The sequence below is a fragment of the Bacteroidales bacterium genome (assembly GCA_013141385.1).
In the GTDB taxonomy this organism is placed as follows: Bacteria; Bacteroidota; Bacteroidia; order Bacteroidales; family Tenuifilaceae; genus UBA8529.
In genome coordinates, this window is sequence record JABFRB010000026.1 from 1 (window position 1) to 12,870 (window position 12,870).

The 12,870-nt window shown below is 34.8% G+C and carries 13 protein-coding genes; 8 read left to right on the forward strand and 5 right to left on the reverse strand.

Annotation, left to right across the window (positions count from 1 at the left end):
- Positions 1–943 precede the first annotated feature (943 nt).
- Entirely contained in the window at positions 944–3,547 is a 2,604-nt protein-coding gene (locus HOO91_15430; protein ID NOU18946.1) for a hypothetical protein, read from the forward strand.
- A 303-nt stretch (positions 3,548–3,850) separates the two neighbouring features.
- Here HOO91_15430 and HOO91_15435 read toward each other — a convergent pair whose 3' ends face one another.
- Together HOO91_15435 and HOO91_15440 are read right to left on the reverse strand one after the other, a co-directional pair.
- Complete coding sequence (locus HOO91_15435) at positions 3,851–4,027, reverse strand: hypothetical protein (GenBank protein ID NOU18947.1); 177 nt, start codon at positions 4,025–4,027, stop codon at positions 3,851–3,853.
- An 80-nt stretch (positions 4,028–4,107) separates the two neighbouring features.
- Positions 4,108–4,272 (reverse strand): hypothetical protein, encoded by a 165-nt coding sequence (locus HOO91_15440; protein ID NOU18948.1) that lies wholly within the window; start codon positions 4,270–4,272, stop codon positions 4,108–4,110.
- 390 nt (positions 4,273–4,662) lie between these two features.
- Between HOO91_15440 and HOO91_15445 the strand changes: the two genes are divergently transcribed.
- The 4 genes from HOO91_15445 to HOO91_15460 all read left to right on the forward strand — a co-directional run bounded on the left by HOO91_15445 (position 4,663) and on the right by HOO91_15460 (position 7,791).
- On the forward strand, positions 4,663–5,127 hold the full coding sequence (locus HOO91_15445; GenBank protein NOU18949.1) for a SnoaL-like domain-containing protein: 465 nt from the start codon (positions 4,663–4,665) through the stop codon (positions 5,125–5,127).
- 160 nt (positions 5,128–5,287) lie between these two features.
- Positions 5,288–5,767, forward strand: a complete 480-nt coding sequence (locus HOO91_15450; GenBank protein NOU18950.1) for a DinB family protein — start codon at positions 5,288–5,290, stop codon at positions 5,765–5,767.
- Positions 5,768–6,450: 683 nt separating this feature from the next.
- Positions 6,451–6,873 carry a hypothetical protein gene (locus HOO91_15455; GenBank protein ID NOU18951.1) on the forward strand — a complete coding sequence of 141 codons (423 nt, stop codon included), beginning with the start codon at positions 6,451–6,453 and terminating at the stop codon, positions 6,871–6,873.
- 159 nt (positions 6,874–7,032) lie between these two features.
- Positions 7,033–7,791, forward strand: coding sequence for a hypothetical protein (locus tag HOO91_15460; GenBank protein NOU18952.1), 759 nt, complete (start codon positions 7,033–7,035; stop codon positions 7,789–7,791).
- A gap of 253 nt (positions 7,792–8,044) precedes the next feature.
- Here the strand turns inward: HOO91_15460 and HOO91_15465 are convergent, their stop codons facing one another.
- Positions 8,045–8,425, reverse strand: coding sequence for a cupredoxin family copper-binding protein (locus HOO91_15465; protein NOU18953.1), 381 nt, complete (start codon positions 8,423–8,425; stop codon positions 8,045–8,047).
- A 232-nt stretch (positions 8,426–8,657) separates the two neighbouring features.
- Between HOO91_15465 and HOO91_15470 the strand changes: the two genes are divergently transcribed.
- Entirely contained in the window at positions 8,658–9,263 is a 606-nt protein-coding gene (locus tag HOO91_15470) for a LysE family transporter (GenBank protein ID NOU18954.1), read from the forward strand.
- 98 nt (positions 9,264–9,361) lie between these two features.
- Here the strand turns inward: HOO91_15470 and HOO91_15475 are convergent, their stop codons facing one another.
- Positions 9,362–10,843, reverse strand: a complete 1,482-nt coding sequence (locus HOO91_15475) for a DUF4070 domain-containing protein (protein NOU18955.1) — start codon at positions 10,841–10,843, stop codon at positions 9,362–9,364.
- Between the two features lie 150 nt (positions 10,844–10,993).
- The gene (locus HOO91_15480; GenBank protein NOU18956.1) at positions 10,994–11,836 is read right to left on the reverse strand and encodes a LytTR family transcriptional regulator; all 843 of its coding nucleotides are present in this window, start codon (positions 11,834–11,836) and stop codon (positions 10,994–10,996) included.
- Between the two features lie 202 nt (positions 11,837–12,038).
- On the opposite strand from HOO91_15480, the gene HOO91_15485 reads away from it, so the two are divergent.
- Both HOO91_15485 and HOO91_15490 read left to right on the forward strand, forming a co-directional pair.
- A complete protein-coding gene (locus HOO91_15485) occupies positions 12,039–12,599 on the forward strand; it encodes a helix-turn-helix transcriptional regulator (GenBank protein ID NOU18957.1) in 561 nt (186 codons plus the stop codon).
- Between the two features lie 108 nt (positions 12,600–12,707).
- A complete protein-coding gene (locus HOO91_15490; protein ID NOU18958.1) occupies positions 12,708–12,854 on the forward strand; it encodes a lmo0937 family membrane protein in 147 nt (48 codons plus the stop codon).
- The last annotated feature ends 16 nt before the right edge of the window (positions 12,855–12,870 follow it).

The following is a 12,870-nucleotide window of genomic DNA, read 5'->3' on the forward strand; positions in this document are numbered from 1 at the left end:
GTACTCCAAGCACGAAAAGTCGTCTTTAAACCTGCCTGAAAATTCTATTATGTTTTCCCCTGTAAACTTCATGCGTTCTATGGTTAGAATGCAAATCTAATAATAGTATTTAAATAAACACCTCAAATTTCTTTTTCCAATAACCAAAGCCAATAAGCTATTAATCAGGATTAAAATATATTGATATTTATGCCTAGTTGTGGAGTTAAGGCTTTTGGCAACAAGTGACGATAAATATCGGGAACAATAGAAAGTCTTTCTGGGGCTATTCAATTTCAATCCCTTCGGGATTACATTAATGAAACCTACTATTTTTGTATATTTGAATTTGTCTAGTCAACTTTACGGCTTAACAAATTTGGAAATACGATTGCAGAGAGTTTTTAAAAGCCTGAAAGGCTTAAATATGAATAGCCACGAGTGAAACTCGTGGAATAAAAACAATCAATCACAACCCCAAAGGGAGTTGAATAATAAACAAACCCATGAGTACCTAAACACAAATTCTACCACTATTAGGATTTTAAACCCGCCTAAATTTAATCCCCCACATTCCCTTCAAAAACCTGTTTTGCAAAACTCTTAATAAACATTCCAAAACATACACCATTCAAAATCTCATCGAACAAAAATGATTTTAATGTAACTATTCAGCAATAGACGAAATAAAAACAAAAACCACGGAAACACAGCGAAAATAGAGAAGCACAGAGATGATTATTCAAAAAAACATATTGGTATCATAAGCCATAAACCAGTTTGCCAAATTGTTTCAAGGTTATTTTTCTGTGACTGTTGAAACAATTATTGAAAAAAAACTCTGTGATCTCCGTGTCTCCGTGGTGAGTAGTAACATTTTAATTTCCTCCTTAAACTTTCCCATCAATTCTAAATCAAACAACTAAATTTACTACCTTTAATCCAACTACCAACCCCAAAGGAGATGAGAAAGTCAACCTTAATGCTTCTATTATCATTACTGGTAACTAGCATTTTTGCGCAATCGATAACAAAGCCCGATGATTTCTTTGGTTTTAAACCCGGTGCCGATAGGATGCTTTTCAGCTACGAAAAGCTAATCGATTACCTAAAAACTCTCGATAATCAATCCGATAGGCTACGAATGGTTGAAATTGGAACAACTCCATTGGGGAAGCCAATGTATATAGCATTTATATCATCGGAGCAGAATATTCGTAACCTCGATAGGTTAAAGGATATCAATAAAAAACTTGCTCTTGATTTTAATCTTATTGAATCGGAAAAGACGAGCCTGATTAGCGAGGGAAAGGTTTTTGTGCTTGCATCGCTAACAATGCATTCCGCCGAAGTTGGTCCATCGCAATCGGCACCCTTAATTGCTTACGATTGGGTAACATCAACAGAGCCCAGCAAACTTAAAATACTGAATGATGTTGTTTACATGATGGTTCCCTGCCATAACCCCGATGGAATGGATATGGTGGTTGAGCACTACAATAAGTACAAGGGAACAAAATACGAATCAACATCATTTCCCGGTGTTTACCATAAATACGTTGGGCACGATAATAACCGTGATTTTATTGTTCTATCGCAAACCGACACCAAGGCAATATCAACTATTACCAGTTCAACATGGTTTCCTCAGGTAATGGTTGAAAAGCACCAGATGTGGTCCACTGGTCCACGCTATTTTGTACCACCCAACACCGATCCCATTGCCGAAAATGTTGATCCGAAACTTTGGAATTGGATTGGAATTTTTGGTCAGAATATGATTAGCGATATGACCGCAAAGGGGCTAACCGGTATTTGTCAGCATAGCTTATTCGATAACTACTGGCCCGGTTCTACCGAAACTAGTGTGTGGAAAAACGTGATATCACTTCTAACCGAATCGGCTAGTGCTCAGCTTGCCAAGCCCGTATTTGTTGAACCTACCGAACTAAATGTAAATGGAAAAGGATTAGCGGAGTATAAGATAAGCATAAACATGCCTGCCCCTTGGACTGGTGGATGGTGGCGTTTGAGCGATATTGTTCAGTATGAAATAGAATCAACCTCCTCGATACTAAATACTGCATCGCTTTACAAGGAGCGAATACTTGCACTTCAGAACGATTTATGTAAAAAGGAGGTAAAAAAGGGACAAACACAAGCACCATTCTACTACATAGTTCCTGAAAATCAGGCTGATAAAAGTGAATTGGTTGAACTGGTAAATCTGCTAAAAGAGCATGGCATTGAGGTATCGAAGCTAGATGCCGACTTTACAATGAATGGCATGAACCATAAAAAGGGCGATATAGTTGTTCCCCTTGCCCAGCCCTTTAGGGCTTTCATAAAGGAAGTTATGGAAACGCAAAAATACCCCGAACGACATTTCACTCCAGGTGGCGAGCTAATGGAACCATACGATATCACAAGTTGGTCTCTCCCCCTCCACAAAGGTCTTATATCTAAACAAATTGATATTCGAAACATCGATTTTGAAAAACAGCTCAGTAAGATTGATGGAATTTATGGTTTAGGGAATTATCAGGATGCCTTTGAATATGCAATACTAACATCAACCAGCAATAAATCATATAAGCTAGCCTTTGATGCGCTAAACAGCGGAATTAAGGTTGATAGATGTACAAACGATTTTGATTTGGATGGAACTCCAATTCCTGCCGGTAGTTTTATTATCAAGAAACAAGATAAACTTGCCGAGTTGCTTAAAACATCTACATTCCCTATCATCTTTACCAACAAAACACCAGTTGTTGAGCTTATCCCAATTACTCTACCCAGAATTGCACTAGTTGAATCGTACATGCAAGCTATTGATGCCGGTTGGACAAGATTTATCCTTGATACCTACTCCATTAAATTTACCGTTCTACGCCCAAAAGATTTTGAAAAAACGGAACTCTCAAAGAGCTTTGATATCATTATTTTTCCCGATGAGGATGCATCAATACTAAAGGATGGAAAGGTAAAAAGAAACGAAGATTATTTTATCAGCAACATACCCCCAGAATACGCCAAGGGCATGGGACCAAAAGGGTTTGAAAGCCTAATGAATTTTATTAACTCAGGGGGAACTATTATCTCGTGGGGAGAATCAACCACTCTATTCGAAGGAGCTTTGACTATAAAGGATAAAACCTCAACTGAAGAGTTTCGTCTCCCATTCAGGAATGAAGGTGACAAATTAGAGAAAAAAGGTTTGCAATGTCCCGGTTCGCTGGTAAAAATGGATGTATTGCAAAATCATCCTATTACATGGGGAATACCAAGTAAGATAGGAATTTTTTATAGGGGCAACCCAGCATTCACAACCTCAATCCCAACCTTTGATATGGATAGGAGGGTGATTGGTTTTTTTGAGGAGGACAACACCCTCCTTAGCGGTTACCTTGAAGGGGAAAAACTATTGTACAACAAGTCGGGAATAATTTGGTTAAAGAAAGGAAAATCACAGCTTGTACTAATGGGCTTTAGCCCAATATTCAGGGCTTCAATTCCAGGTGATTATAAATTCTTATTCAACTCAATACTTTTGCCTAAAATTCAGTAGATAAACCTACTAAAATAACTTGAACTCGATATAAGTTTAACACGGAGGTTTTAAGTTCTAGATCTATCAAAATGGTCGTTTTAATAATATGTAAATTTACCATAATGATGTTTATTGATATTGAGAAGCACAGAGAACACAGAGGTTTGTTTTGCATAAATGCAAAATCAACAATGTGTAATACCTTAAATTCTCAACTTTTCAATGTAGTTACTTTTGAACTGACATTAAAATAATAATTACACGAAACAGCCAGAGCTTAAAGTTCTGGCTGTTTTGAATTTAATGAATCTAATACTTTTGTTAGAAACAACTTTGTCCATATTGACGACAAACTCCATAAAATTCCTGTGTCTTTTTTGTACAACAGAATGAGCCAGGAGGGCAAGTACTACCAATGCAGCCAAGTCCACCAACTACTGATTTTTGTTCTTTTTTAGTAAGTAATTTTACTCCTTTTAGTTCTTTTAATTCTTTCATGATAATTAAATTTTATGTTAAAATAGTTAAACTAATCTCTTAGACATTCTCTCTGATAAATTTTTATTCTCAATAAATATTTAACAACTCTGTCCATCTGGTTTACACCGCCCCAATCTTAAGCAGCAATAAGATCCATCTGGACACCAATTGGTTCCAGTTTCACAAGCCAAACCGCCAACAATTTGTTTTTGTTCACTCTTGGTAAGTAATTTTACCCCTTTTAGTTCATTTAATTCTTTCATAACAATTAAATTTTATGTTCAATTAGTTAACCCGATCTTTTAAAGACACTCAGGCTTTGTGTCTACTTTATGCTGAAATATATTTATAAATACAATCATCTGTTTTAGCAAAGGCAATTTACAATAAAATATTTTGATTTAGTACATTTTACAATATTATTTGCTCAACAAATATTATTTCTTGTTTTTATTGATATTTACTGTATTTAGCGGCATTAAATTAATCGATTGGAGCATTTTATCTATTTCTTATCGTATGAATTAATTCATTTAACAGGTCAAAATGGTAACCCTTTCAATATTTCTTGTCCCGGAAACATTGGCTATCAATGTTATTATCTTAATATTGCAGTTAACATAAAAAAGAAATCAACTAAAACCGCTAACTATATGAAAACTATTATGTTTTCTCTAATAGCATCGCTGCTGATTGTGTTTTACTCATGCAATAAACCCGAGCAAGGAATTTCAAAAGCAGAGATGAGAAAGATTGTAGAAAGTAGAAATATAGCCCTTGGCGAATGCTTTAAATCGGGAGATGCTGAGAAAGTAGCCATGATGTATGCCGATTCTGCTAAGCTAAGCCCTAATGGCTCAAGCTTTGTTCATGGCAGGGATAATATCAAAGCGTTTTGGGCAGAGGATTTTAAAACCTCCAAAACTTTGGAGATGAATACTAACGTTTTAACTATCGATGGTGATAAGGAGGTTATCTACGAAACGGGCTTGGCATCATCTAAAATAATGTACAAGGATACCCTGTACAATGTAACCGTAAAGTATATCAACGTTTGGCGCAAACAGGCGGATGGAAATTATTTGTTGGATATCGATTTTTGGAATAAGGCAAAGTAGATAGCCACTATCACAAAATCAAAAACACCCACTATCGCAAAATGCGATAATACTAGTGATTTTTTTTACACTGTGCTGAATAGTTTTAAATTTACACCGCAATTATAAACACTAGCGTTCCGAACTTTTAAAAAGTTTGGAACGCTCAAAATTTAACAGTATGATTACAGAGTTTGTACCTATCGTTAGGGGAATTCAATCGTTAATAGATGAGTGGGAACCAAAGCTATTAGCCTTAAAGGGTGATATTGTAACCCAAAGACGAAATTCTCAGAATAGAACTATTAAGCAGATTGCTGGGCATATGATTGATTCTGCATCAAACAATACACACAGGATTATACATCTGCAATATCAGAAAAACCCTTTAAACTATCCCAACTACGCCTCGAATGGTAATAACGATAGGTGGATTGCCATTCAAAACTATCAGGAGGAGGATTGGAATGGTATTGTGCAACTTTTGAAGTATTCAAATTACCATTTGATTCATGTTATCGAAAATATCAATGCAAGTAAGTTATATAATGCTTGGGCAGCTTCGCCCGAAAAAAATATCTCTCTAAAAACAATGGTTATTGACTATTTAAGGCACATGGAACTTCACTTTAGCGAGATTAACGATCTGATTAATCTGTAGCCAAGGTATGAGTTCCGAACTTTTTGAAAGTTCGGAACTCTGGGTTTAAACTTTTTTTCCTTATACTACCCTTCCAAGCAACTTACTAAAAACGGACATAATCGAAGTCATTTCCAGCAAACCTCTCCTACCCCTCCTTAAAAAAAAGAGGGGATGCGCCTTCACAAAAATTGCTCAAGAATGGAATGTTCAGTGAACTTTAATTCCTTTTATCAATAATAAGTTCGATGTTTATGATATGCTATAGACCTTTGTGGGTTGGATTTCCCCCTTTTTTAAGAGGGAATACAAGGGGGTTTGCACCAAACTTACCTCCCTACTCTCTCTTTTAAAAAGAAAACGAAACCCGCTATACAACTCTGTTATTGCCCCTTTTCAAGGTTGGGGTTTATCTGAACCTTTTAATCTAGGTTTAAAAAGATTCCTAAACCTCGTATAGATTCATACTATATATTAGAGATTAACACAGAAACACCTAAAGTAATACATGCATGTAATAGTTAAGGGCATATATAATATACTAAGTCCTATAATAGTTTTTAAAATATGTTAACTTTGAGTATAAAGTATATAAAAGATATTCGTGCAATGGTTTATGGTTAAAGGGAGAAACGCAATGACCAAAATTAACTTTAGAAATAGCACATAATAAGTGTAGAACAATAAACTAATACTTAAACGAAATGAAAGCAAAATTCATGAACGCAAGCAGAATTACTATTCTGCTATTTGCAGTTTTTCTTTTTTTGGGAACATCTGCATTCGCACAAAATAGAAGGAGGGTGACAAATAGCAAAACTGTTAAGAGCACTACTGCTGTAAGTAAAAAAGATACCCTAAGTGGCTTAAACAATGTTATAAATAATACAGGATCATTTGATAGTAACACTCAAGTTACAGGTCAGGGAATTGATGCTACTGTTACCATTAGCCCTGGCACAATACCTCCAGTAAGCCCACCTTCGGTAGTTACATCAACAAATACTTCATCAGGGAACGATGTATCAGTAAGCACATCTACCACTACATCATCTGGGAATACTGTAAATACAACAGAATCTGGTTCATCCACAGCTAATCAACCGCCTAAAAAGAAAAAGAAATAATAACTGATATTAAAGGCTGCTCGTCTTAGTAGTATATTATTTGAAAAACGGGCAGTCTTATTATCAATAGCCTAAATGAACCTCAAAGGATTCATGTAAGCCATTTAGATAATAATTTTAAAGGTATTGATATAAATTATCCTGACACATTTCAAGAAAATGAAAACAACCCTATTCTCTATTTTTTTCTATTCATTAGTATTACTTAATCCTGTTGCTAATGGACAATCGGTAACAATGATAAACAAATTTAATAACCAAACGCTTACCCTTTTTGTGGATGGAATACAAGTTGACGGTAATTATACGGAAGTATCTATCGGGAATCATGCTTTAGTGGCTAAATATTCCGATGGCTCCGTTGCAGCAACAAAGAATGTTAATTTTACATCTGGTCTCGCTTACAACTGGTCTGTTAAACCTCCTGCCATACAAATGTTAGTAAAGCGCAAAGAAAAAAGGGATAAATGTACTCTCGGCGAATTATGGGTTAATGGTAATTATTACTGCAAAACTTTAGAATTACGATTTAACAATAATCAAAATAACGTCAGCTCAATTCCTGTGGGTACATACGTAGCAGAGCCAATGTATAAAGGCACTAAAAGGGGATGGAGAATTCAATTTAATGTAATTTCAGGCAGGGTTTATGATCCAAATGATAATTTTAAGATGAAGGAGATTCAACGGGAAGGGATACAAATTCATTGCGGAAATTACGAAATCACATCTGGTACTTCTGGCACACTTCAAGGGTGTATTTTAGTTGGGGACAAATATGATTTAATGAGATGCAAATTTGATGCTACTGATTGTTCAGTATTTGAAAATTTATTAAATGAATATTTTGATACCGATACAAATGGGAATCCTAATACAAATATTGAGGTTAACGTAACAGTCCAACTTGATTATTAGTAAAATAAATTCTGATAGGATTTCCAAACTTTTTGAAAGTTCGGGAATCTAGGATTTACTAGTGATAAGTTAAGCGTATAATGCCAAACCCGTCATTGTAAGCCTCGCTCTTTGAGGCGAAGTAATCTCTCTGGATTGCTTCGCAAAGAACGTTCGCAATGACGTCAAAATATGATAAGAGAACCGAACTTTTAAAAGGTTCGGTTCTCTAGGTTTAGTATTCATCTATTAGTAAAAATTTAATTTACCTTTTTTAGTATCCCGTGCCGCCTGTTTGGGTTGCATTTACAACTACTGAACCAACCATATCTGGATGTATTGTACAACTGTATGAATAGGCTCCTGCTGTTGTAAAGGTATGGCTATAAACTCCATTATTGGCTATTGTACCACTATTGAATAAGTCAGTTGAGCTGGTTACTGTATGGGGAACCCCATCTTTGTTTGTCCAGGTTATGGTGGTATTGGCAGCCACAGTTATGGTGCTTGGATTAAAAGCCATGTTCTCGATATAAACCTCATTTGCACCGGGTGAATCGGATGACTTTTTGCAGCTATTAGTTGCGCTTAACAAAGCGAATAGTAAAATGGCTGCAACTACTAGTTTGCTTTGTGACTTAATTATGTTTTTCATAGTAATTGATATTATGGTTATGAATATACAAAACAGGTTAGAGGGTTATAAGTTCATTCAAACCAGTCTATTTCAATAGCTAAATAAGGTCAAAAAAAAATTATTCTACTAGATTATAGATACATAATCAAAACATTACCGATGAATAGGAAACTGAATTAATGAAAACTATTCAAAAGTTCATTTTCTGATTAAATTTGGGGTTTCAAAAGGAGGAAGTCAATAATCTGTTATGTTGAACTATTTAATATTCGCTATTGGGTTTGGGTTTGCTTGCACGGTGCAACCTGGCCCTTTTCAGGCATTACTTTTCTCGCAAAGCATACTTAATGGGTGGCGTAAAACCCTACCATTGGTTTTTGTTCCGCTACTGAGCGATATACCTCCAGTTGTGCTAGTACTTTTCATTCTCACCAAAGTTCCTGCAAGCTTCCTTACCATTCTACAATGTGCGGGTGGAGTCCTACTGCTTTACATGGCTTACAGTGCTTACAAATCGTGGCGAAACTATAATTTGAATGGTGAGAATAGTTCAACCAATCAAAGAGGTTTTTTTAAAGCAGTGCTAATAAATACTCTTAACCCAGCACCTTATATAGGTTGGAGCCTAATTCTAGGCCCTCAGCTAATGAGCGCTTGGAAGCAAAGTTCAAATCATGGAATTGTTCTGCTAGTTGGATTCTACGGAACACAAATAATAGGCACATCAGGTATGGTAATACTTTTTGCAGCCGCAAAGCGGTTTGGCCCTCGGGTAACCAAAATATCGCTTGCCATATCGTGCGTTGCCTTTGCAGCATTTGGAATATACCAGCTTTGGACAGGGATAATAGCATAGTTTTGTGAAAAGAGTTCCGATCTTTTAAAAAACTCAGAACTCTATGGATGGCATTGTCAAAAAGAAGGGACTTCGTCTGATGTAAAAAATCAAGACATTCAATTAATATTCCTGAATACCTTTTTGAAATGATAACCGTAAATACAGTAGGTAACTGCCAATGGGAATATTTTTGGTTTATTGAAAAGGGTCCAAAACACAAGTTGCCAGTAGTATCTTCTATGTCTCTTCAATATCCCAATGTAAATAACTGATTTTATTAGTGCAATAAATTGATTAAACGATATTGTACGTTGCTCTTTGAATGGAGGGTTATAATGTTTCAAAAACCTTAATATTCTTTCGTAGTAGGATTTACTAGAATAAATATTATTAATAATTTTTTGATAACCTTCTAGCAGCACTTTTTTGTCCATTACAGGAATAAAATTCATAGAATAATCTGTATTATCGCCTGTAAAACTATCAACTATCCTCCCCTCCTTTTTCAATCGTTTATATAGTTTTGATAATCGAGGTGCATTTAACAATCCCACCATTGCGGTAATAATTCCACTTTTTTGAATAAAATCAATTTGTCGCTGAAAAATGCTCGTAGAGTCGTTATCAAATCCAACAATAAAACCGGCTGTTACCTCCATACCATACTGTTGAATTAAATTTACACTACTTAGCAGATCGCGATTATTATTTTGAATTTTATTACACTCCATTAAGCAGTTCTCATCGGGAGATTCAATACCCACAAACACTTGAGCAAAACCAGCCTTAACCATCATATCCATCAAATCCTTATCATCAGCAAGGTTAATAGAAGCTTCCGTTGTGAAGATAAACGGGTAATTATTTAATTTCATCCAGTGGATAATGACAGGTAGCAAATCGTTCTTTAGCTTCTGTTTATTCCCAATAAAATTATCATCCACAAAGAACACGCTTCCCCGCCATCCAATTCGCAATAGCTGGTCTAACTCCGATAAAATTTGTGTTGAGTTTTTTGTACGTACCTTATGTCCAAACAGAGCTGTTATATCACAAAACTCGCAATCGAAGGGACAACCTCTTGAATATTGTATTGTTACCCCAGCGTATTTATTGAGCTTAATCAACGAATAATCGGGGATTGGTGATTTAGTAATATCTGCAAATATACCTGATTGATAGATTTTTTGCGGCTGACCATTTTTAAGGTCTTCAATAAAAAGGGGGAAAGTTACTTCTGCCTCATTTAGAACTAAATAATCTACTCCGTTAAATTTTTCAAATTCCTCTGTAAAAAGAGGGCCCCCTGCCACTATTTTAGTATTAAGTCGCTTGCACTGCTCAATAATTTGTTTCACAGAATCTATTTGGATTGACATTGCGCTGATAAAAACAAAATCAGCCCAAATAATATCCTTATCTGATAGTTTGGAAACATTTAGGTCTACTAGCCTCTTATTCCATTCACTGGGTAGTAATGCAGCGACTGTAAGTATACCTAAGGGTACATTCACTGCTTTTTTCGACACAAATTTTAAAGCATGTTTAAAACTCCAGTATGTATCGGGGTATTTAGGGTACACTAACAGAATATTCATTGCAATAGAGTTAAGATAGTTGCCCAAATTTATTTCGATATTAAACCTATTGCAAAAGGAAGGGATTAATCTACCTCATTCTGTGGTAAACCAAATATTATTGTGGTAAATGGCAAAAAGTATGGGCAGGTAGTATCCACCCTTAAAAGGCTATAAAGTTTCTTTAAGTTTAAGAATATACTGGCGCGAAACTGGGATTTGCTCTTGGAATCCTCTAATTGTTAACCAATATTTACTATAGCTATGATTGAGTCTTTCAATGTAATACTTGTTTACAATACAGATCCTGTGACAACGAACAAAATTTGAGTAGTGTTTTATTTGAAGATCGATGTTCTTTAAAGTATTTCGAATAAGCCTTTTCTTAAAACTATCATCCTTCTTGTATACAATTTCAACATAATTGTCGGCAGATTTAATACAAACAATCTCCACAATAGGAAGTACGAAATTTTCAGTACTATTTTCTGAAGTAAACTCTATGGATTTGTTCAAATCATCCTCTTGTTGTTTCTCTATTTGTTTTTGAATAATCTTTTTTTCTATAATAAGTGACTCATTTAATTGCCTCAGCTCCTTATTTACATCATATAATCTTAAAGCTACAGGAGGTGCAAGACAAACCAAAACAACTTTAGCAACAATATAAAATGATATATTAACAAACCCTACATACCTTAAATAGAAAGTGAAAGCAACAGAATTTAAAGCCAAAATAATAAAACTACTCAGGTAAGAAGGAAAAACTGTTTCATTTTCATTTTGGTTGTTCTTATAAATTAGCCATGGTAATATAACCTGTATTAAAGACATAAAGAAAAAGACAATTCCACCAAATCCAGCAACAAAGAGCAACCGATTGTTAAAGTCGAACCTATCTAAAGTAAAAGGCTGAAAAAAAAGAATAAATAAAAAGATACCAAAACTGATACTAAGAAAAAGCCTCAGTTTCTCGTTTAATAGCAAAATCAAATGGCTTAATCGATGATCCACCGTCAGTAGAATTAATAAATTGTTTTGTTATTACATCATTTTCGTTTCAATTAAAACCACGCCTCAACAAACTAGGTAAAACAATAACCATATAAAGTTACAGCTAATTTCGACTAAATTACTTAATAATCAGACTAAAATCCATCAATAAATTGTTGTACATTTATCTCCTAAGAGTTTAGTGACTAGAAAATAGAATTGATTGAAAATATACATTCAAAATATGGTTTGCATCCGATGCAAGATGGTTGTGAAATCCGAACTGGAAAAACTTGGATTGCATTACACCTCTGTTGAATTGGGTGAAGTAGAAATTATCGAAGATATTTCATCCGATCAGTTTAAACAGTTGGGGTTAGCTCTAAAAAAAACTGGGTTAGAGCTGATGGATGATAAAAAGAGTATAATTGTTGAGAAAATAAAAACGATTATCATTGAATTGGTTCACTATTCAGATGATCAAATCAAAATTAACCTTTCCGATTATCTAAGCGAAAAACTAAATTACAACTATACTTACCTTGCAAATCTGTTTTCCGAAGTTAAGGGAACTACAATTGAACAATTCTACCTAGCACATAAAATTGAAAAGGTAAAAGAACTTCTGGTTTACGATGAACTCAATCTTACCGAAATTGCTTATAAACTGCATTACAGCAGTGTAGCCCATTTATCTAATCAATTCAAGAAAATAACTGGGCTTACCCCATCGCACTTCAAAAATCTTAAACAAAAAAGACGTAGCACATTGGGGAATGTGTGAATAATGTAACTTATTCCCTAAATAGTGTAACGGTATGCAAAATAGCAAGGACTATCTTTGTTACTGCTATATAACCTCTTAATTCTAAAATTTTAAATACTCACTATTATGGGAAATCTACTTTACATCATCGCCCTATTCCTGATTATTGCATGGGCTATCGGATTTATTGGTTACAATGTAGGTAGCATTATTCATATTCTTCTAGTAATTGCAATAATTGCCATTTTACTCAGGATTATTAGAGGTAAATAATCGAAATCTTTTAAAA